Raw genomic sequence first — 22,252 nt, 5'->3', positions numbered from 1 at the left:
GTTGATTTCAAATTCACTGTTGGCATCATTTATATATGTGCCCATGAATCATGACAATCAAAAAAATCATTTAAAGGCGTACGGAATTGTTTACTTTTCGCTTCAAAATGGATTGAAAGCCAAATGGTTACTAAATCATGATGGTGGTGCTTTTTTGATTGAAAATAACAAAGCCATAGAAAATGAATGTAAAATCAGAGGCGTTTCTTATGAAATCATTTCTGATGCAAAATCACAACTCATTTTAGAAGAAATCAGTGCTCCATCTTCAAATAAAGAAGCTGTAACATTAGAAAAAGCTCCCAAAATAGCAGTCTATTCTCCCAAAGATAAAATGCCTTGGGATGATGCAGTTACCATGGTTTTGTCGTATGCAGAAATTCCTTTTGATGTAATTTATGACAAAGAAATTTTAGCTGATAAATTGCTCTTATACGAATGGTTGCATTTGCATCATGAGGATTTTACAGGTCAATATGGTAAATTTTATGGTTCTTTTAGGACTGCTCCTTGGTATATTCAGCAAAAACAAGAAGCTGAAAAACTGGCAAAAGAATTGGGTTTTTCCAAAGTTTCTGATGAAAAATTAGCAGTTGCAAAAAAAATTAGAGATTATGTAATTGGAGGAGGATTTATGTTTGCCATGTGCTCAGCCACAGATAGTTTTGATATTGCATTGGCGGCTGAAGGTGTTGATATTGCTGAAGCCATGTTTGATGATGATGCATCAGACATCAATTATCAATCAAAAATTGATTACAATAAAACCTTTGCGTTTAAAGATTTCTTATTAGAAAAAAATCCCAGTGTTTATGAATTTTCTTCCATTGATATGACTAACAAAAGAAATATTCCTAAAACGTCTGATTATTTTTCATTGATAGAATTTTCAGCAAAATGGGATCCAATTCCTACAATGTTGACACAAAATCACACTGTTTTGGTGAAAGGATTCATGGGACAAACCACTTCATTTGATAGAAATACCGTGAAAACAAACCTATTAATTTTAGGTGAAAATACGGTAAACAGAGAAGCACGTTACATTCATGGTACAAAAGGGAAAGGTTTATTTACCTTTTATGGTGGGCATGATCCTGAAGATTATACCCACAGAGTGGGAGATCCTAAAACGGAATTAGACTTGCATCCCAATTCTCCAGGTTATCGATTGATATTAAATAATGTATTATTTCCAGCCGCTAAAAAGCAAAAACAGAAAACCTAATTTTCTGTTGATAAATCGCAGATAATTATTTCATATTTGACTTATTAATTAACCTTGTTTTGTATTTTTGCAATCATTTAAATCATTCAAATGCCAACAACTCAACAATTACAAGATTTTACACAACAAGTTCGAAGAGATATTTTACGTATGGTACATGCAGTCAATTCAGGTCATCCTGGAGGTTCCTTAGGATGTGCTGAATTTTTCACTTGTTTGTATCAAGAAGTGATGGAATATTCCACAGATTTCACTATGGATGGAATCAATGAAGATGTTTTTTTCCTTTCAAATGGTCATATTTCTCCAGTTTATTATAGCGTTTTAGCTCATAGTGGATTTTTTCCTGTATCAGAATTGGCTACTTTCAGACACATAGATTCTCGTTTACAAGGTCACCCAACAACGCATGAAGGTTTGCCAGGAATCAGAATTGCTTCAGGTTCATTAGGTCAAGGATTGTCTGTTGCTTTGGGAGCTGCTCAAGCAAAAAAGTTGAATAAGGATTCTAAATTGGTGTATTCTTTGCATGGTGATGGAGAATTGCAAGAAGGACAAAATTGGGAAGCAATCATGTATGCATATGCAAAAAAAGTAGATAATATCATTGCTACCATTGATGTAAATGGAAAACAAATTGATGGTGCTACTGACGAAGTGTTGCCAATGGGAAGTTTGAAAGCAAAATTTGAAGCTTTTGGTTGGGAAGTTTTAGAGGTAAAAAAAGGGAATGATATTGAAGCCATTTTATCAGGATTAAAAACGGCAAAATCAATGACAGGAAAAGGAAAACCTGTGTGTATTTTATTGTACACAGAAATGGGAAATGGCGTTGATTTTATGATGCATACGCATGCTTGGCATGGAAAAGCTCCCAATGACGCACAATTAGAAAGTGCTTTGGCGCAAAATCCTGCAACGTTGGGGGATTATTAATTACTTCATAATCTTTTTAAATAAAACCACCAATCAATCCCACAAGGGTTTGTACATTTTTTGCACAGTGGTTATGGATTGATTGGTGCGACCCTTTTGGTATCAAATACGCTTTACAAAAAAAATCTTTAGCTATTTGAATCCTATGGATTCATATTTTGGCAACTTAAAACAAGATGAATTTGAATCTTAAATCCGGGATAACAGGGTAAAAGTTTCAAAATAATAAAAATTCATAAATCATAATGAGTATACTATGAAGGCATTAACGATAACCATCAATCCTTGTGTAGATAAAAGCACTTCTGTAAAAGGCATCGTTCCAGAAAAAAAATTGCGTTGCAACATCCCAAAATACGAACCAGGAGGTGGTGGTATTAATGTTTCGCGAGCACTCAAAAGACTTAAAGTAGAGGCTCTCACTTTATTTATATCTGGAGGTAGAACAGGAAAATTATTGGAAACACTTCTTCAAAATGAAAATTTACAAACAATGCCCTTTCCTGTTGAAAATGAAACACGAGAAAACTTCATTGTGGTTGACAGCTTGAATCAGCAACAGTTCAGATTCGGTTTTCCAGGTCTATCTTGCACTGAATCTGAGCAAAAAGCATTATTAAAAACATTAGAATCCATCACCGATTTTCCAAAGATTTCAGTAATTAGCGGAAGCCTACCTGATGGATTGAATGCTCAATTTATAAAAGAGATCATTCAAATTTGTAAGCATAAAAACAGTAAAGTTATTATTGATACTTCAGGTGAATCATTAGAGGTTGCCGTTCAAGAAGGAGTTTTTCTCATCAAACCAAATATTGGCGAATTGGCAACACTTACTGGTAACAATGAATTAAACCTACAAACCATGGAAGCTGCAGCAAAAGAACTAATAAACAAGGGCGCTGCTGAAATTGTTGTGGTTTCTTTGGGCGCTTCTGGAGCAACCCTGTTTTATAAAAACGGAAAAATTCATCAGCCTGCACCATTAGTAAAGGTAAAAAGTACTGTAGGAGCAGGAGATAGCATGGTAGCAGGTATGGTGTATGCTTTGATAAACAACAGTAGTATGAAAGACCTTTTGCGTATGGGCATTGCTTGTGGTTCAGCAACAACAATGGCAGAAGGAACTGCTTTATTTGACACTGAAAACGTTTTTAAAATTTTAAATGAGTTGGACTAAATGGCAGTTTTACACCTAACTTTTGGTTTCATAGAATTGTGGGGAATGTGATTATTTGTTTGTCTTTTATCATAGAATGCGACATCGATTTCAAAGAAATATAACCAAAATTTTATTTCAACATCATATTTTCCTGATAGCTGTGACCTCGCTATTGACGCTAGATGATGTTGGCTGTTGTTTTTATTCTTGAATTCTATTTTTCAAGTCCATACGAGAATGTAAGAATCTTGTAATTTCAATTTCTTTCTCGCTTTGTTTTCTATAAAATATCAAGTGTTGACCAGATTTGTAACCAAAAATTTCTGTACTAATTTCTTCATAGTTTTTTCCGTAATCTTGATTTTCATCCAATATTTGACAAGCTTCAAGTAATTCCGTATAGTATTTGTCAGCTTGATTTTCAGACCAAACTTCGTAAGTATACTCCCAAATCTTAGTTAAATCGTCTACTGCTTTGTTGGTTAAATAATAGTTAGCCATTTCTTTTTTTAGCTTTCAATGATTCAAGATGTTTTTTAGGATCAAAGTCTTTTGCTATTCCACTTTCAATTCCTTCATTGATAGCATTCTTAAGAGCAATTATTTTGCTCTCTTCTTCTTCCAATAATCTTAAACCTGCGCGAATAACTTCGCTAGCATTTTTGAATCTGCCTTCAGAAACTCTATTATCGACAAAATTTTCAAAATAGTTGCCAAGTGAAACTGATGTATTACGTCCCATAATCTTCTTATTTTTTGTAAAGTTACCAAAATTTGGTAACAATAAAAGAAAAATTTATTTTTTCTAGGAAATAAAATTGCAGTTAACTTACTAGGCTATAGTTTTGTTGCGGATTAATCCACGAGGATTTTCCGAAGGAAAATCGGAAGCTGGCAAACAAGCAACAACTTTTGAGTTAGCTAAAAATAGCAATTTTTTATACACGTCTTTGTTGGCTATAGTATTTATTTCAGTTTTATTCTAAAAATAATTCCATTCTTGTAAAAGAAAAAATAATCCAGCGATAAAAGTAATAGTCATATATATTATTAATTTATTTATCGGAAATTCATCAATCAAAAATGCTTTGCACTTATCTTTAGGGTTTAGATAAATATTTATCCGTTTATCTTTGTAGTAATTCTTAGATAGTTCTTTTTTCTGATTATTAGTCAAAAACCACTCATTGAATTCTAAATAATAGATTTTATCAGATTTATATTTTTCACCATCATAGTCATATTCAAACTCAATTTTTTGTTCGTACGTTATTCTTGTTGAACTGCTATAAATATCTGTATCAATATTAAATTCTTCTTTTTTTTCAGTCAAACTTGATTTCAAAACTTTTGCGTTTAAAGATTGCCAATCTTTTATTTTATCATTAAAGTATAAATTAATCAATGTTAAAGTCAAAAAAATCAATCCTAATAATATAAATAGTAATCCAAATATCAATCCTATCTTTTCCATTTTTTTCGTTTCTTATATTATAGCCAACTATTTAATAGGCGCAGATTTATGTAACTTTTTTTTGGTTTTTAAAAAAACTTTTCGCCTTTGCTAAAATACTATTTTATTTTAATACAAACTATTTATCATTGTAAATTCAACCAAAAACACTTGTAGTAAAATGATTTGGTGGATTGACAAATATCGAATTTAGTGGTTCACAAAAAGCTATCGATGATATGTTACAATTCGATTATTCAACGCTTGTTGATTTCGGTAATTGTTGACAGGCATATTGCTTTGGAGTTTTAAAACTTCGGCTTCCGACAAAATGATGGGAGTTTTAAACACCACCCAATGCACACCTTCTGAACAAGGGGGCGTTGTCAATGAACCTTCATACGAATAGTAAGATTTCCCATTTTTAAACAGACTGGAAAGATCTAATTTTTGATGAATCGTTTTTGAATTCCCATTTTTTAATGGTAAAAAGCTTTCAAGAAATTCAAAAAGTTCACTTTCTTCTCCTTCTTCTCCCAAAATTCTCAACACTGTAATTTTATTTGTTTTGCTTACATGAACCAAATGCATTTCAATAGGATAAATCACCCCATTTATTTTATGTTCTGAGGGTTCATGAAAGTGAATTTGTTTGAGGAAAAAAGTCTCATTTTTATAGAAAATAGAATCTCCATATTCAAAATCAAACTGAATAGAATGCCCATTATTTTCTACTTTATTCACCAAAGTTGTGGGTGAATACTGAATCAGTAACTCTTTTGCTACTTCTGAAAGTTGTGCATCTTTATGAATGATATTGATAGGAGATTGACTTTTACCATCGCAATCTGAGTTCCTTTCTATCTCAATCCAATGTTCTGGAGAGGTTTCTCCTGAGTAACTCCAATGTTTTTCGTGAGTGGTAGGATTTGAAGGAGTTTCAGAATGTTTGCATGAAAATACAATAATGAACGAGAGCGTTAAAGGGATGATATGAAAAGCTTTCATTGGGTTGAGTTGTTTGATGCTGCCAAAAGTAACAACTCTCCACAATTAAAAAACTGATAATTGTTAGGTTTTAACTTTTTGAATGAAAATATTTTATTGGAAAGTAAAATAGATTTTTTTTCGCCACGGATTCACCAATTCTAAATATTTCATTACAAAAATTGTTTTCATCTTTGATGAAAATTCAAATTTATAGGATTCATGTTTGTAAAAAATCTGTGAATTCGTGGCAAGTTCATTTTTAAATTCAATGACACCTAACAGGTTAAACTGCTAAAATTATCTTTTATAAAAAGGCAATTTTACCACAATCGCAGGCATGGCATTTTTTCTGATTTGTACAAAGATTTCAGTCCCAAGACTTACAAACTCCGAGGAAACATACCCCATTCCAATACCTTTTCCCAAACTTGGGCTCATCGTTCCTGAAGTTACTTTTCCAATCACAGTGCCGTTTGCATCTAAAATTTCGTAATCGTGTCTTGGAATGCTTTTTTCAACCATTTCAAATGCAACCAATTTGCGTGTTGGTTTGTCTTCTTTTTGTTTGGCCAATGCTTCGTGATTCACAAAATCTTTTGTGAATTTGGTAATCCAACCCAAACCTGCTTCAATAGGAGAGGTGGTGTCGTCAATATCATTTCCGTATAAGCAATAGCCCATTTCTGTGCGCAAAGTATCTCTGGCAGCCAATCCAATAGGTTTGATTCCATAAGATTTTCCAGCTTCAAAAACGGCATCCCAAATTTGTTTTACCTCGCTGTTTTTACAATAGATTTCAAATCCTCCTGCACCAGTATAACCTGTTGCTGAGATGATTACATAGTCAATTCCTGCAAAATCCCCCACTTTGAATTTGTAAAAAGGGATGGCTGCTAAATCCAAAGAAGATAACGATTGCATAGCTTCCACAGCTTTTGGTCCTTGAATAGCCAACAAAGAATAGTCATCAGAAAGATTGCGCAACGTAGCACCAAAACTTGTATTATATTTAGAAATCCATGCCCAATCTTTGTCAATATTGGAAGCATTTACAACCAGCAAATAGGTATTTTCTTTGATTCTATAGCAAATCAAATCATCTACAATTCCTCCATTTTCATTAGGAAAACAGCTGTATTGTGCATCACCAATAGCCAATTTTGAAGCGTCATTTGACGTTACTTTTTGAATCAAAGCCAACGCATTTTCACCTTCCACCAAAAATTCACCCATATGACTCACGTCAAAAACACCCACAGATTCACGAACTGTGTGATGTTCTATTGTTACGCCTTCATATTGAACAGGCATGTTAAAACCTGCAAAAGGAACCATTTTTGCGCCTAAAGCTTCATGAACTTCGTGTAATGCAATATTTTTCATTGTATAGAATTCTTAAATTTTTGGCTAAATTATTGAATTTTACACGAAAACGAGTCAATAATATTTTGTTAATTTTTATCGTCAACATAGAAATAATAGTACATTTGGAAATCCAATCAAAAAAATATTTTATAAATATGCGTAACATTCTTTCCATCGTATTGATTTTCATCACTTTTTGCAGTTTTTCACAAACACCTACAGATTATTTATCCAAAGAATTTCATAAAAACAGACGTGATATTTTACGATCTAACATGCCTAAAAATTCAGTGGCAGTTGTTTTTGCAAACCCAATAAGAAACAGAGCAAATGATGTGGATTTTATCTTTCATCAAGACCCAAACTTTTATTATTTAACTGGTTACAAAGAACCAAATGCGGTTTTGGTGTTGTTTTCAGAAAATCAAAAAGATGAAAAAGGAAATTCGTACAATGAAATTTTATATGTTCAAAAACGTGACCCAAGAGCAGAGCAATGGAATGGAAAACGCTTAGGAATAGAAGGCGCAAAATCAGAATTGGGTTTTGAAGTTGCTAAAAATGGAGAAGATTTTTTAGCAGATGCAATTGATTTTAAAAAGTTTGACAAAGTTTTCATTGAGAAATTCAATGATGACTACCGCAATTTGAGTGATGCAGCTGACGTGTTTGATTTGGTGAAAAGTTTCAAGCAAAAAGCTGGCTACAATCCTGATATTTTCTTGTCAAGACCCAAAGAATATGTGTATTCAAATATTGCAGAAACACCTGTGGAAAGCAGTGCAAATGTAATTGATATTATCGATAGGTTATCTTCTCAATTTGAGGATATTAAGAATGACGAACTCATCAAACAGTTTAAGACTGCTAAAACGAATGAGATGCGTAAAGATATCAAGCAAAAAATCTCGTTGGCATTGAAACCAAAAACGAATATTGACCTTGCTTTTTTGGAAACAAACTTAGCAACCATGCGTGAAATTAAAACAGAAGCTGAAATAAAATTGATTACAAAAGCGGTGCGTATTTCTGCCATTGGTCAAATTGAAGTGATGAAAGCCATGAAGCCTCATCTATCAGAAACAGAATTGCAAGGAATTCACGAGTTTGTGTATAAAAAATATGGGGCAGAATATGAAGGATATCCTTCTATTGTTGGTGCTGGAAACAATGGTTGTATTTTGCATTATGTTGAAAACAATCAAACAAAAGTGGGGAATGACTTGGTTTTGATGGATTTAGGAGCAGAATACAGAGGTTTTACGGCGGATGTGACTAGAACCATTCCTGCAAATGGAAAATTCACTCCCGAACAAAAAGCCATTTATGATTTGGTTTACAATGCGCAAGAAGCTGGGATTGCTTTATACACGATTGGAAGTAGTATGCAAGCACCAAATCAAGCTGCCAGAAAAATCATCAATGAAGGATTATTCAAATTAGGAATCATCAAATCGATTGATGAAAGACACAATTATTTTCCTCATGGAACTTCACATCACATTGGTTTAGACGTGCATGACCCAGGAAATTATGTCAATTTTGAAGAGAACATGATTGTCACTATGGAACCTGGAATATACATTCCAAATGGAAGTCCGTGTGATAAAAAATGGTGGGGAATAGGCATCCGAATTGAAGATGATATTTTGGTGACAAAAAATGGTCCTATAAATCTATCTGCAGAAGCACCAAGAACTACTGAAGAAATCGAAAAAATGATGACTAAGAAATCAGTTTTGGATGCATTTGTTTTGCCTGATTTGGATAAATAATGGGGAAAACTGCCATTATTTTAGGAGCTACAGGATTGACAGGGAGCATTTTATTACAAAAACTACTTGCGGATACAAATTACAAAGCTATTAAACTATTTTCTAGAAGTCCATCAAACGTGATGTCCTCTAAAATAGTTGAATTCATTGTTGATTTGCATCATCCAGCAAGTTTTTCTGATGATTTTACTGCAGATGAAGTTTTTTGTTGTATTGGGACAACTGCTGCAAAAACCAATGAAAAAGAGCAATACAAAGCTATTGATTTCGTAATTCCAGTAGGGGCAGCAAGCTTGGCAAAACAAAACGGAATTCCCTCTTTTATAGTGGTTTCTGCTATGGGAGCCAATGCATCAAGTGCCGTTTTTTACAACAAAACAAAAGGGGAGATGGAACAAGCCATTTTAGCACTGAACATTCAGAAAACGCATATACTTCGTCCTTCGTTAATTGGTGGAAATAGAACCGAATTTCGATTGGGAGAAAGAATTGCAAAAGTAGCAATGAGTCTTCTCAATCCATTGTTTATTGGTGGCTTCAAAAAATACAAAATGATTTCTCCAGAAAAGATTGCGAATTTCATGATAACTCTTGCCAATTCAGATCATAAGCAAGTTATTTTTAGTTCTGATGAAATAGCAAACATTGGAAGTACAAGAGACTAACATGAGTCAAGAACAAGTGAATAATCCATTGCAAGGCATCAAATTAGCGACGATGTTAGAGCAATTGTATTTGGAATATGGTTGGGAAACTTTGGGTCAACTCATTCCGATAAAATGTTTTCAAAACAACCCGAATTACAAATCGAGTCTCAAATTTTTAAGAACAACACCTTGGGAAAGAGCAAAAGTAGAAACCTTGTATTTAAAGACCTTAGCGAATAAAAAGGGATGAACCAATAATTTCCAACACCAATTCTTTCGTCAACGGTTTTCCGTTGGCAATTTTTTTGATGTTTTCAAAAGGAAATAAAAAGTCGCAACCATTTTTATATTCTGAGCAACCATAAGCGGTTTTTCCTTTTAAAATGGTTCCTTTTTGGCATTTTGGACAGGGAATTTTTTCAGGAATACTTGTTTCCTTTTTGACAACTGTTGCCTTTTTGAGTTCTAATTTTAACAAATAATTTTCATCAAAACGTAGCAAACCTTCCACAGTTTCTGTGCCTTTTTTAAATCCGGTGAGATTGGTGGTGCAACCTTTATCAAGCAAACGAATCAATTGATTTTCAGATACTTTCTTACCGTAAATCTCAAATGGAATTTTGAAATCACAGGAATTTTTATATTCAGAACAACCAAATGCTTTTGAACCTTTTAAAAGGGTTCCTTGTTGACACTTTGGACATTTTTTTCCAACCATTTGTTTGCTTTCTTTGGTTGAAACTTTCGCTTTTAAAACTGGTTTTACATCATTTTCAACTTCAGATGATATTCGTTTTACTGAACTACTTGAGCGAACTTCATACACCAATTCATCTACCATTTTTTTCATATTACTGATAAAAGTTCCAGCATTGAATTCACCTCGTTCAATTTCTTTCAAATTCTTTTCCCATCTTCCTGTTAATTCAGCTGATTTTAGCAATTCATTGTCAATCAAATCAATCAAATCAATGCCAGTTTGTGTAGGAACCACCAATTTTTTTTGACGTTCAATGTATTTTCGTTTGAACAAGGTTTCAATAATACTCGCTCTTGTAGAAGGTCTGCCAATACCATTTTCTTTCATTAATTCGCGCATTTCATCATCATCAACTTGTTTTCCTGCAGTTTCCATGGCTCGCAACAAGCTAGCTTCTGTATAGTTTTTAGGAGGTTTGGTTTCTTTTTGCAAAAAAGAAGGTTCGTGTGGCCCTTTTTCTCCTTCTATAAATGTGGGTAAAAGACTATTGTCACTCTGAACTTGTTTCAGAGTCTCATCATTATTTTTTGATTCAAAAACAACTCTCCAACCTTGCGTAATGATTTCTTTTCCAGTAGTTTTAAAAGGAACATCTGCTACTTTTCCAATCACAGCTGTGTTGGCAACTTCCGAATCTGGATAAAAAACAGCGATAAATCTACGAGTGATACTGTCATATACTTGCTGTTGATTGTAAGGCAAATTCGTCTCAATTCCTGTGGGAATAATGGCATGATGATCCGTCACTTTTTTGTCATCAAAAACCCGCGTAGTTTTTTTAATTTTCTTTCCTAAAAGAGGTTGCGTTAATTCGCTGTAATTCGTCAGTTTTGACAAAATTCCACCCACTTTTGGGTACAAATCATTGGGTAAAAAAGTAGTATCTACTCTTGGATAGGTGACTACTTTCATCTCATACAATTTCTGAACAATCTTTAAAGTATCATCTGCAGAAAATCCGAATTTATTGTTGCAATGCACTTGTAAACCAGTCAAATCAAACAATTTTGGAGCATAATCTGTTCCTTTCTTTTTGATGACAGAAACAATTTCAAAATCTGCTTCTTTTACTTTATTTGCCAAAATTTCTCCTTCTTCTTGATGCTGAAATCTTCCATCTTCATAATTGAACAGCGTATTTCTATACGTCGTTTGCAATTCCCAATAAGGTTGTGGTTTGAAATTGGTAATTTCTTTATAACGATTTACGAGCATTGCCAAAGTAGGCGTTTGCACACGTCCTATAGATAAAACTTGTTTATATCCTCCATATTTTAAGGTGTATAAACGAGTGGCATTCAATCCCAACAACCAATCACCAATCGCTCTTGAATAGCCAGCATAATACAAATTATCGTATTTTTCTGAGGAAACCAAATTCTGAAATCCCTCTTTAATGGCTTCTTCCGTCAACGAAGAAATCCATAAGCGTTTTACTTCGCCTTTATAATTGCATTGATTCATCACCCAACGTTGAATCAATTCTCCTTCTTGTCCAGCATCCCCACAATTGATGACAACTTCGGCTTTATCAAACAAGGATTTTACAATATTGAATTGCTTTCTGATGCCAGCATCATCAGTCACTTTGGTATCAAAACGCTCTGGCAACATGGGTAAATTGTTCAAATCCCAATTTTTCCAATGAGGTTTGTAATCTTTGGGGTCTAAAAGTGTGCACAAATGTCCAAAAGTGTACGTAACTGCATACCCATTTCCTTCAAAATAGCCATCACGTTTGGTATTTGCTCCTAAAATTTGGGCAATTTCTCTTGCTACACTTGGTTTTTCGGCAATACAGACTTTCATTGATGTTTTTTGGGAGGTCGAAATTAAGGAAAATAAATGTGAATAAAAGGAATCTATTAAACGAAAATCTATTTCACCAAAGCCAATTGAATTCGTTTTCTAACTGCATCAACTTCCAAAACTTTTACAAAAACCTGTTGCTGTAAACTTACAATAGCATTGACATCTTTCACAAAAGTATCTGACAAATTAGACACGTGAATCAAACCACTTTCTTTGATTCCGATATTTACAAAACACCCAAAATTGGTAATATTATTCACAATTCCTGGTAAAATTTGACCAATTCTAAGGTCATCAATGGTTTTGATAGTTGCATCAAAAGAAAATACAGTCGCTTTTTCTCTTGGATCTACGCCTGGTTTTTCCAATTCTTTCATGATATCTTGCAAAGTAGGCAAACCAATTGATAAAGAAGTGTAATTTTGAAGTGGAATTTTTTGAATCAAGGTTTTATTTCCAATAAAATCAGCCACTTTTATGTTCAACTCTTTTGCCATTTTATCAATCAAATCGTAATTTTCAGGATGAACAGCAGAATCGTCTAAAGGGTTTTTTGGATTTTTGATTCGTAAAAATCCAGCAGCTTGTTCAAAAGCTTTTGCACCTAATTTTGGCACTTTTTTAATCGCATTTCTCGAAGAAAAAGCACCATTTTCATTCCTATATTTGACAATATTTTCAGCCAATTTCGGGCCAATTCCAGAAACATAACTCAATAATGATTCACTTGCTGTATTGATAGTAATACCCACAGTATTCACGCAACTTTCAACAACAGTATCTAAGGATTTTTTCAATTTTACTTGATCAACATCATGTTGATATTGTCCAACTCCAATTGATTTTGCGTCAATTTTTACCAATTCAGCCAACGGATCTTGCAAACGCCTTCCAATGGATATGGCTCCACGAACTGTGACATCATAGGTTGGAAATTCGTCTCTTGCAATTTTTGAAGCAGAGTAAATAGAAGCACCAGCCTCATTTACTACAAAAACGGCTACCGAATTTTTGAATTGAATTTTTTTGATAAAATCCTCAGTTTCTCTAGATGCTGTGCCATTTCCAATGGCAATGGCTTCAATTTTATGAGCATCTACTAAAAAGCTAATTTTTTTAATGGCTTCAAGCATCTTTTTTTGAGGTTCGTGAGGAAAAATAGTTTCATTATGTTCCAAATCTCCTTGTGCATTTAGGCATACAATTTTACAACCTGATCTAAAACCTGGGTCAATAGCCAATACTTTTTTTTCACCCAAAGGTGCTCCTAAAAGCAACTGTTTCAGATTTTTAGAAAAAACAGCAATGGCTTCATTATCCGCTTTTTCTTTGGCTAATGACAACGCTTCATTGGATAATGAAGGAAATAACAACCGTTTGAAAGCATCTTCAATCGCCGATTGAATATGAGAAGTGCATTCATTTTGAGAGCGAAAAACAACACGAGTAATTTTTTGAATGGCAATTTCCTCATCTATGGCTATTTTGATACGAATATATCCTTCATTTTCAGCTCTTACAATTGCCAAAAAACGATGCGAAGGAATGGTATTCAACGATTCATTCCAATCAAAATAATCTTTAAACTTTAACGCTTTTTTATCCTCAGCTTTTACTGGAATTACTTTTGATGAAATAATAGCAAAACGTACAATTTGCTGTCTCAGCATATTTCGAATATCTGTGCGTTCGTTGATCCATTCTGCAATGATAAAACGTGCTCCTTCTAACGCTATTTCAATATTTTCAACATCTTTAGTTACGAATTTTTTTGCAGTAGCATTCAAATCATTGATTCGTTGGCTCATGATCATTTTAGCCAATGGCTCTAAACCTTGCAAACGTGCAGTTTCTGCTTTTGTTTTTCGCTTTTTCTTAAAAGGCAAATACAAATCTTCTACAGATATAATATCTTCAGCATTTTCTATTTTTTCTGATAATTCTTGTGTCAAAGAATGTTGTTCTTCTAACGCTTTTAAAATCGCTTTTTTACGTTTTTCTAAAGCTTCAAAAGTGTCTTTATATTTGAGAATTTCACCAATTTCAACTTCATCCAAATTACCTGTTTTTTCTTTTCTATACCTTGATATAAAAGGAATGGTACAATCTTCATTAAATAAAGAAATGGTATTTTCAATGGATTGTTTTGATAGGTTAGTTTGTTGAGTGATGTATGAAATTAATTCCATGTAGTTCCTGTATTTTCGATAAAAAAAACCTCATAAATTCATTTTTATGAGGTGGCTAAGATACTTGTTTTTGCTTTTTTAAAGAGCTATTATTTTCTCAAATGCCAAACGTTTGTCTCCATAACTTGTCTGAATAATGCCACAATATTGATAGCCCAATCTTTTTACCAAAGATTGCATTCCTTGATTGTCTTGATGCGTGTCAATCTTTAAGCTTTGGATGTTTTCTTGTTTCAGAAAATCATGAAAATGTTCAAAAACAAATTGCGCAATGCCACTTTTTCTGAACTCTTTTCCAGTAGCCAATCTGTGAATGACTCCGTATTTTTTAGTTTCATCAATCAACCAATTTCCTTCAATAATTTTGTAAGTTGGTTCTCCATTTATAGAAAACATAGTCGTTGCTAAGATTTGGTTTTCAGCATTCAAAACTACATAACTTTCCTTATTGATAATATCATTTTCAATTTGTGCTTGGTTAGGATACCCATTTTGCCATTGATCAATGTTCAATGAACGAAGCAATGCTTTTGCATCCTCAATAATTTCAAGGATTCTAGGAATATCAGCAGTGGTAGCGTGTCTAATTTTCATAAAGTATTTGCATAAAAAAACCACGAAATTTCAGATGAAATACTTGAAATTTCGTGGCTAAAAATACTATTTTATTTTAAGCTGAAACAGTTTGTTTGGTCTCTTTTTTGGGAAGTTTTACCATTTCTTGATTGTGCAAAATATCTTGAATTGTCTGTCTTTTTCTAATCAAATAATCTTTGCCATCAACAACCATCACTTCAGCTGGCAAATATCTTGAATTGTAGTTAGAAGCCATTGAAAAACAATACGCACCTGCATTGTGAAAACACAATACATCTTCTTCTGAAATTTCGGCAATACGTCTGTTGGAAGCAAACGTATCTGTTTCACAAATATATCCTACAACCGAATAATAACGGTCTCTTCCTTCAGGATTTGAAATGTTCGTAATGTGGTGATACGCATCATACATCATAGGTCTTACCAAATGATTAAAACCACTATCAACATGCGCAAAAACAGTGGAAGTTGTTTGTTTTACAACATTCACTTTCGCTAAGAAATAACCAGCTTCAGACACTAAAAATTTACCTGGTTCAAACATTAAGGTAATGTCTTTTCCATATTCAGTGCAAAATTCATTGAATCTTTCTTTCAATTGAATGCCTAATTGCTCAATATCTGTTGAAATATCATTGGGTTTGTAAGGCACTTTGAAACCACTTCCAAAATCGATGAAATCAATATTGTCAAATTGTTTTGCAACATCAAACAGAATATCTGTAGCACGTAAAAAAGTATCAATATCCAAAATATCAGAACCCGTGTGCATGTGAATTCCGTTGATATTCATTTTGGTGTTTTCTACAACACGTTTGATATGAGGTACTTGATGGATAGAAATTCCGAATTTAGAATCAATATGACCTACAGAAATTTTTGAATTTCCTCCAGCCATAATATGTGGATTGATACGCACACAAACAGGAATTTCAGGATGTTTTTGTCCAAACAATTCCAAAATCGATAAATTATCAATATTGATTTGCACGCCTAATTTGGCAACTTCTTCAATTTCTTGCAAAGAAACCCCATTTGGTGTGTAAATAATTCTTTTAGGGTCAATACCAGTTGTCAAACTTAGTTGCACTTCTTGAATAGAAACCGTATCCAAACCAGCCCCTAAATTTTTAAAAAATTGTAATATATTGACATTAGAAAGTGCTTTTACAGCATAATTCAATTTTAAGTTTTTAACACCACTAAAAGCCGTTGTTAATCTGTTAAATTGAGAAGCAATGATATCTGTATCATAGACATATAAAGGACTTCCGTATTTTGTAGCCAATTCTAAAAGTTGCGTTCTTTCCACTTTTGTTGTTTTTTGAAGCGCAAAAATACGTAAATTGTAAGTTTTTCCATGATTTGTATAAAAATACAACAAATTGATATTTATTGTGATTTTTACTAGAAATAAAAGCGTTCTATTTCGTTGAAAATCTGTTAATAACTAATTGTTGATAATTGTCAAATTTATATGCGTAAATGGTATTTTAGCGAGTACTTCAAAACCGATTAAACGAACGAGATTTCATGAGTCAAGAAACAAAATATACAGAAGATAATATTCGATCATTAGATTGGAAAGAGCACATCAGGATGCGTCCAGGAATGTATATTGGAAAATTAGGTGATGGTTCTTCAGCTGATGATGGAATTTATATTTTATTAAAGGAAGTTATTGACAATTCTATTGATGAATTTGTCATGGGTTCAGGAAAATCCATTGAAGTTTCTATTCAAGGAGAAAAAGTAACTGTGCGTGATTTTGGTCGAGGAATTCCTTTAGGAAAAGTAGTTGATGTGGTTTCTAAAATGAATACTGGAGGAAAATACGACTCCAAAGCGTTTAAAAAATCAGTAGGATTGAATGGTGTTGGAACCAAAGCTGTCAATGCACTTTCTTCATTTTTTAGGGTAGAATCTACACGTGATGGAAAATCGGCTTCTGCTGAATTTGCAAAAGGAGATTTACAAAATCAGGATTTATTAGAAGAAACAACTCGTAGAAAAGGAACCAAAGTTTCATTTATTCCGGATGAAATTATTTTCAAGAAATACAAATTCAGAAATGAATATGTATCTAAAATGTTGAAAAATTATGTCTATTTAAATCCAGGATTAACCATTATTTTCAACGGAGAAAAGTATTTTTCTGAAAACGGTTTGAAAGATTTATTGGAAGATTATAACAGTAAAGACGACATGTTATATCCAATAATTCATTTGAAAGGACCAGATATTGAAGTTGCCATTACGCATAGTAAAACACAATATTCAGAGGAATATCATTCCTTTGTAAATGGACAAAATACCACTCAAGGAGGTACACATTTAGCAGCATTTAGAGAAGCCATTGTAAAAACGATTAAAGAATTTTACGGGAAGAATTTTGAAGCTTCTGATGTTCGAAAATCTATTATTTCTGCAATTGCCATTAAAGTAATGGAACCTGTATTTGAAAGTCAAACAAAAACAAAATTAGGTTCTACAGATATGGGAGGAAATTTACCAACCGTTAGAACCTATATCAATGACTTTTTAAAAACGCAGCTAGACAATTATTTGCATAAAAACCCTGATGTTGCTGATAAATTATTGCGAAAAATAATGCAAGCAGAAAGAGAACGAAAAGAGCTTGCGGGAATTCGGAAATTGGCAAAAGACCGTGCAAAAAAATCCAGTTTGCATAATAAAAAATTGCGGGATTGTAGAGTGCATTTAAGCGATATTAAACACGAGCATTATTTAGACACAACACTTTTTATTACGGAAGGAGATTCAGCTTCTGGATCCATCACAAAATCAAGAAATGTAAACACACAAGCTGTTTTTAGCTTGAAAGGAAAGCCCTTGAATTCGTATGGATTGAGTAAAAAAATTGTATATGAAAATGAGGAATTTAATCTCTTACAAGCAGCATTAAATATAGAAGAGGGATTAGAAGATTTGCGATATAACAATATTGTGATTGCTACAGATGCTGATGTGGATGGAATGCACATTCGTTTGTTATTGATTACTTTTTTCTTACAATTTTTTCCAGAATTGATTAAAGAAGGTCATTTGTATATTTTGGAAACGCCACTTTTTAGAGTTCGTGATAAAAAGGAAACTATTTATTGTTATTCAGAAGAGGAAAAACAAGCTGCTATTCAAAAATTGAAAGGAAAAGCTGAAATCACCCGATTTAAAGGATTAGGAGAAATTTCACCCAATGAATTTGTCCATTTTATTGGTGATGATATTCGTTTAGATCCTGTAATGTTGGATAAAGAAATGTCGATTGAACAAATGTTAGAGTTTTATATGGGAAAAAATACGCCTGATAGACAAAAATTCATCATTGATAATTTGAAAGTGGAATTGGATATTGTTGAGGAGAATTAATACTATGAAATTATGGAAATAAAATTTCAGACTAAAGAAGAAAGCAATCAAGAGCAACTGCATAATTTTTTAAAATTAGAACCTTCTGAAAGGGTTTTGCATTTTTACAGATTGATGGAGAGATTGAAAGATTTTCCTACGAAGAAAAAAAAATCAACTAATTTTCAAATAATTATTCATGAAAAATCTTTGGGAGCATAAAATAAATGAATTTATTATTTTAGCTAACAAACATAATGTAAAGATGATTATGGTTGGGGGAGGAGCTGTGAATTTTCATGGGTATCAGAGGCATTCAGCAGATGTAGATTTTTGGATTTCTACTGCAGAAGAAAATTTAAAAAATTTAGTAACTGTTTTTAACGAAATGGAGTATGAAATTGATGATTTTCCTGAAGAAGTAAAAAATCAACTTCAAAATATTTCAGTTAAATTTTCTCCATTAGATTTAGATTTAGAATTAATTACCAAATTTTCATCAACAAAAACTTTTGAAGAAGCTTATGAAAAAAGTGAAGAAGCTTTTATAGAAGGTGAGAGAATTTTAAAATGGAGGGTTTTATCTTTTGACGATTTGATTGACAGTAAATTAAAAGCACAAAGACCAAAAGATTTGTTGGATGTTCAGCAATTACAACAGTTCAAGAAAAATTCCTAAACTGATGACAAACGAAATTTCCATTCCAGATGAAATTATTTCAAACAAAATCTATTTGATTCGAAATCAAAAAGTGATGATTGATAGAGATTTGGCGGAATTGTATCAAGTGGAAACTAGAGTTTTAAAACAATCAGTAAAAAGAAATATCAATCGTTTTCCAGAAGATTTTATGTTTGAACTCAATAAAAATGAATTTGAAAATTGGAGATCACAATTTGTGACCTCCAATGCTGATAAAATGGGTTTAAGATACGCTCCAATGGTTTTCACAGAACAAGGAGTTGCCATGTTATCAAGTGTTTTGAACAGTGAAAGAGCCATAGCTGTGAATATAAAAATCATCAGAATTTTTACTAAAATGCGCGTATTATTGCAAGATAATTTAAGTGTTAGACTGGAAATTGAAGAGATTAAAAAGAAACTATCCAATCATTCAAAAAATATAGAATTGGTGTTTCATTATTTAGATGAATTGATTGATAAAAAACAACAACCAACACCAAGACCAACAATTGGTTATAAAAAGAAGTCATAAACTCTACAAATTATTTTTTAGATGAGTGAAGAAATAAACGAAAACGAACACGAAGAAATAATTCAAAATCAGGTAGATAGTGTCCAAGAAGAAACCATCACCAAAGTGACAGGAATGTACAAAGAATGGTTTTTGGATTATGCATCGTATGTAATTTTAGAGAGAGCAGTACCTGCTTTGATGGATGGTTTGAAACCTGTTCAACGAAGAATTATGCATTCTATGAAAGATTTGGATGATGGACGTTACAATAAAGTAGCGAACATTGTTGGGCATACTATGCAATATCATCCTCATGGAGATGCTTCCATTGCGGATGCTATGGTGCAAATTGGGCAAAAAGAATTGCTCATTGATATGCAAGGAAATTGGGGAAATATTCTCACTGGAGACAGAGCAGCAGCCTCAAGATATATTGAAGCGCGTTTGTCAAAATTTGCGTTGGAAGTAGTTTTCAATCCTAAAACGACCAAATGGCAAGCTTCTTATGATGGACGAAAAAAAGAACCTGTAAACCTTCCTGTAAAATTTCCTTTGTTATTAGCACAAGGTGCTGAAGGGATTGCAGTTGGGTTATCAACCAAAATTTTACCTCACAATTTTATTGAATTGATTGATGCGTCTATCAAATATTTAAGAGGAAAACCATTTGCTATTTTGCCCGATTTTTTAACGGGTGGAATTGCAGATTTTACGCATTATAATGATGGAAAACGTGGGGGAAGAGTGCGTGTTCGTGCAAAAATTTCGCAGTTAGATAAAAAAACATTGGTGATTACTGAAATCCCTTTTGGAACAACCACTACCACTTTGATAGAAAGTATCATCAAAGCGAATGAAAAAGGCACTATTAAAATTAAAAAAATTGAAGATAATACTGCTGCAGAAGTAGAAATTGTAATGCATTTACCACCAAATGTTTCTCCAGATAAAACCATTGATGCATTGTTTGCTTTCACCAATTGCGAAAATGCCATTTCGCCTTTGTGTTGTATCATTGATGATAACAAACCACTGTTTGGAGGTGTAACTCAAATGCTCAAACATTCCACAGATAATACAGTTCAGTTATTAAAATTGGAGTTGGAAATTCAGTTAAATGAACTGGAAGAACAATGGCATTTTGCTTCTTTAGAACGTATTTTTATCGAAAATAGAATTTATAGAGATATTGAAGAGGAGGAAACTTGGGAAGGAGTTATCAAAGCGATTGATGAGGGATTGAAACCACATATTGCGCATTTAAAAAGGTCAATTTCTGTGGAAGATATTGAACGTTTGACCGAAATTAAAATTAAAAAAATATCCAAATTTGATATTGACAAAGCCAAGCAATTCATAGAAAGTTTGGAAGAAAAAATTGAAGGAGTAAAGCATCATTTAAACAATTTGATTGAGTATTCAATTGACTATTTTAAAAATTTAAAAGAAAAATACGGAAAAGGAAAAGAGCGCAAAACCGAAATCAGAATTTTTGATGACATTGAAGCAACCAAAGTTGCCATGAATAACGCAAAACTCTATGTAAATAGGGCAGAAGGTTTTGTGGGAACTTCATTGAAAAAAGACGAATTTGTAACAGATTGTTCTGATATTGATGATGTGATTATTTTCAGAAAGGATGGTAAAATGATGGTGACAAAAGTGGATGCAAAAACTTTTGTTGGCAAAGACATTATTCATGTAGCTGTTTTCAAAAAGAAAGACAAACGTACTGTTTACAATTACATTTATAGAGATGGTACAAAAGGACCTTCTTATATGAAACGTTTCACAGTCACAGGAATTACACGTGATAAAGAATACGATTTAACCAATGGAAACAAGGGTTCAGAAGTGCATTATTTTTCGGCAAATCCGAATGGTGAAGCTGAAGTGGTTACGATCAATTTACGTTCTGTTGGAAGCATCAAAAAGCTAAAATGGGATATAGATTTTGCAGATTTAGCGATTAAAAGTAGGGACGCTCGTGGAAATACAATCACCAAATTTGCGATAAAAAGTATCGATTTTAAATCGGAAGGAGTTTCTACTTTGAAACCCCGAAAAATTTGGTTTGATGATACTGTACAACGTTTGAATGTGGATGAAAGAGGAGAATTGTTGGGTGAATTTAAAGCGGAAGATAAATTGCTAATTGCCACACAAAGTGGAAAAATAAAAGCAGTAAAACCAGATTTAGCCATGCATTTTGAAGATAACATGATTGTTTTGGAAAAATGGAAACCACAAAAACCGATTTCTGTTATTTATTATGATGGCGAAAAAGAACGTTATTTCGTAAAACGATTTTTGATAGAAACTACTGAAAAAGAAGAGTTGTTTATTTCAGATCATCCAAAATCGCAATTAGAAATTGTAGCAACAGATTATAGACCTATTGCAGAGGTTCTTTTTTCTAAGAGAAACTTAGATAATTTGAAAGTGAATTTAGAAGAGTTTATTGCAATAAAAGGAATTAAAGCACTTGGAAATCAATTGACTACAGAGAAAATAAAACAAGTCAATTTGCTTGAACCACTTCCTTTTGAAGAACCTGAAGAAGAAATTATTGAAGATGTTGATGTTGTAGATGAGGAAGTGATTGAAGATGTTTTACCTTTAGAAATTGAGGAAATAACAGTTGTTACACCAAATGAACAAGAACTTTCTGTTGAAGAAAAAGCTGAAATTGCGCTTCAAAAATCAATAGCGAAGAAGAAAGCAGAGCAGAAGAAAATTGATGATGAAAACCAAACCAAATTATTTTAAA

Annotated in this window: 20 protein-coding genes; 11 read left to right on the top strand and 9 right to left on the bottom strand. The window is 32.8% G+C overall.

Features of this window, described 5'->3' with window-relative positions:
• Positions 1 to 43: 43 nt before the first annotated feature.
• From IU405_RS09225 to IU405_RS09215, 3 genes are all read left to right on the top strand, one after another.
• Positions 44 to 1,228 carry an asparagine synthetase B gene (locus IU405_RS09225; protein WP_197438342.1) on the top strand — a complete coding sequence of 395 codons (1,185 nt, stop codon included), beginning with the start codon at positions 44 to 46 and terminating at the stop codon, positions 1,226 to 1,228.
• A 90-nt stretch (positions 1,229 to 1,318) separates the two neighbouring features.
• Complete coding sequence (locus tag IU405_RS09220) at positions 1,319 to 2,164, top strand: transketolase (protein WP_197438320.1); 846 nt, start codon at positions 1,319 to 1,321, stop codon at positions 2,162 to 2,164.
• A gap of 256 nt (positions 2,165 to 2,420) precedes the next feature.
• Positions 2,421 to 3,344, top strand: a complete 924-nt coding sequence (locus tag IU405_RS09215) for a 1-phosphofructokinase family hexose kinase (protein WP_197438319.1) — start codon at positions 2,421 to 2,423, stop codon at positions 3,342 to 3,344.
• A gap of 183 nt (positions 3,345 to 3,527) precedes the next feature.
• Here the strand turns inward: IU405_RS09215 and IU405_RS09210 are convergent, their stop codons facing one another.
• The 5 genes from IU405_RS09210 to gcvT form a co-directional block, all read right to left on the bottom strand.
• A complete protein-coding gene (locus tag IU405_RS09210) occupies positions 3,528 to 3,827 on the bottom strand; it encodes a type II toxin-antitoxin system RelE/ParE family toxin (RefSeq protein WP_197438318.1) in 300 nt (99 codons plus the stop codon).
• Entirely contained in the window at positions 3,820 to 4,068 is a 249-nt protein-coding gene (locus IU405_RS09205) for a type II toxin-antitoxin system ParD family antitoxin (RefSeq protein WP_197438317.1), read from the bottom strand. The genes IU405_RS09210 and IU405_RS09205 overlap by 8 nt, the downstream gene beginning before the upstream one ends.
• A gap of 240 nt (positions 4,069 to 4,308) precedes the next feature.
• The gene (locus tag IU405_RS09200) at positions 4,309 to 4,800 is read right to left on the bottom strand and encodes a DUF3592 domain-containing protein (RefSeq protein WP_197438316.1); all 492 of its coding nucleotides are present in this window, start codon (positions 4,798 to 4,800) and stop codon (positions 4,309 to 4,311) included.
• Positions 4,801 to 5,007: 207 nt separating this feature from the next.
• Positions 5,008 to 5,787 (bottom strand): carbonic anhydrase, encoded by a 780-nt coding sequence (locus IU405_RS09195; RefSeq protein WP_197438315.1) that lies wholly within the window; start codon positions 5,785 to 5,787, stop codon positions 5,008 to 5,010.
• Positions 5,788 to 6,066: 279 nt separating this feature from the next.
• Positions 6,067 to 7,152 carry a glycine cleavage system aminomethyltransferase GcvT gene (gene gcvT / locus IU405_RS09190; protein WP_197438314.1) on the bottom strand — a complete coding sequence of 362 codons (1,086 nt, stop codon included), beginning with the start codon at positions 7,150 to 7,152 and terminating at the stop codon, positions 6,067 to 6,069.
• A 137-nt stretch (positions 7,153 to 7,289) separates the two neighbouring features.
• Between gcvT and IU405_RS09185 the strand changes: the two genes are divergently transcribed.
• Genes IU405_RS09185 through IU405_RS09175 form a run of 3 tightly spaced genes read left to right on the top strand, consistent with a single transcriptional unit; the run spans position 7,290 to position 9,806 of the window.
• Entirely contained in the window at positions 7,290 to 8,909 is a 1,620-nt protein-coding gene (locus IU405_RS09185) for an aminopeptidase P family protein (RefSeq protein WP_197438313.1), read from the top strand.
• On the top strand, positions 8,909 to 9,574 hold the full coding sequence (locus tag IU405_RS09180; RefSeq protein ID WP_197438312.1) for an NAD(P)H-binding protein: 666 nt from the start codon (positions 8,909 to 8,911) through the stop codon (positions 9,572 to 9,574). Before IU405_RS09185 ends, IU405_RS09180 begins: the two co-directional genes overlap by 1 nt.
• 1 nt (position 9,575) lies before the next feature.
• Positions 9,576 to 9,806 carry a VF530 family DNA-binding protein gene (locus IU405_RS09175; protein WP_197438311.1) on the top strand — a complete coding sequence of 77 codons (231 nt, stop codon included), beginning with the start codon at positions 9,576 to 9,578 and terminating at the stop codon, positions 9,804 to 9,806.
• Here the strand turns inward: IU405_RS09175 and IU405_RS09170 are convergent.
• From IU405_RS09170 to lysA, 4 genes are all read right to left on the bottom strand, one after another.
• A complete protein-coding gene (locus IU405_RS09170) occupies positions 9,786 to 12,125 on the bottom strand; it encodes a type IA DNA topoisomerase (protein WP_197438310.1) in 2,340 nt (779 codons plus the stop codon). The genes IU405_RS09175 and IU405_RS09170 overlap by 21 nt on opposite strands.
• 68 nt (positions 12,126 to 12,193) lie before the next feature.
• Positions 12,194 to 14,317 (bottom strand): Tex family protein, encoded by a 2,124-nt coding sequence (locus IU405_RS09165; RefSeq protein WP_197438309.1) that lies wholly within the window; start codon positions 14,315 to 14,317, stop codon positions 12,194 to 12,196.
• Positions 14,318 to 14,395: 78 nt separating this feature from the next.
• Positions 14,396 to 14,911 carry a GNAT family N-acetyltransferase gene (locus tag IU405_RS09160; RefSeq protein ID WP_197438308.1) on the bottom strand — a complete coding sequence of 172 codons (516 nt, stop codon included), beginning with the start codon at positions 14,909 to 14,911 and terminating at the stop codon, positions 14,396 to 14,398.
• Positions 14,912 to 14,987: 76 nt separating this feature from the next.
• A complete protein-coding gene (gene lysA / locus IU405_RS09155) occupies positions 14,988 to 16,226 on the bottom strand; it encodes a diaminopimelate decarboxylase (protein ID WP_197438307.1) in 1,239 nt (412 codons plus the stop codon).
• A 221-nt stretch (positions 16,227 to 16,447) separates the two neighbouring features.
• Between lysA and IU405_RS09150 the strand changes: the two genes are divergently transcribed.
• From IU405_RS09150 to IU405_RS09130, 5 genes are read left to right on the top strand one after another with little or no spacing between them, the layout of a single operon-like run.
• Positions 16,448 to 18,304 carry a DNA topoisomerase IV subunit B gene (locus IU405_RS09150; RefSeq protein ID WP_197438306.1) on the top strand — a complete coding sequence of 619 codons (1,857 nt, stop codon included), beginning with the start codon at positions 16,448 to 16,450 and terminating at the stop codon, positions 18,302 to 18,304.
• A 12-nt stretch (positions 18,305 to 18,316) separates the two neighbouring features.
• Positions 18,317 to 18,505, top strand: coding sequence for a hypothetical protein (locus IU405_RS09145; RefSeq protein ID WP_197438305.1), 189 nt, complete (start codon positions 18,317 to 18,319; stop codon positions 18,503 to 18,505).
• Positions 18,483 to 18,962 (top strand): DUF6036 family nucleotidyltransferase, encoded by a 480-nt coding sequence (locus tag IU405_RS09140; protein ID WP_197438304.1) that lies wholly within the window; start codon positions 18,483 to 18,485, stop codon positions 18,960 to 18,962. Before IU405_RS09145 ends, IU405_RS09140 begins: the two co-directional genes overlap by 23 nt.
• A 4-nt stretch (positions 18,963 to 18,966) precedes the next feature.
• Entirely contained in the window at positions 18,967 to 19,500 is a 534-nt protein-coding gene (locus IU405_RS09135; protein ID WP_197438303.1) for an ORF6N domain-containing protein, read from the top strand.
• A 21-nt stretch (positions 19,501 to 19,521) separates the two neighbouring features.
• The gene (locus tag IU405_RS09130; protein WP_197438302.1) at positions 19,522 to 22,251 is read left to right on the top strand and encodes a DNA gyrase/topoisomerase IV subunit A; all 2,730 of its coding nucleotides are present in this window, start codon (positions 19,522 to 19,524) and stop codon (positions 22,249 to 22,251) included.
• Position 22,252: the final 1 nt, after the last annotated feature.

The sequence above is a fragment of the Polaribacter sp. BAL334 genome (assembly GCF_015767435.1).
In the GTDB taxonomy this organism is placed as follows: domain Bacteria; phylum Bacteroidota; class Bacteroidia; order Flavobacteriales; family Flavobacteriaceae; genus Polaribacter.
The sequence above is the reverse complement of the archived record's forward strand: the minus strand, read 5'-3'. Positions and strand labels throughout refer to the sequence as shown.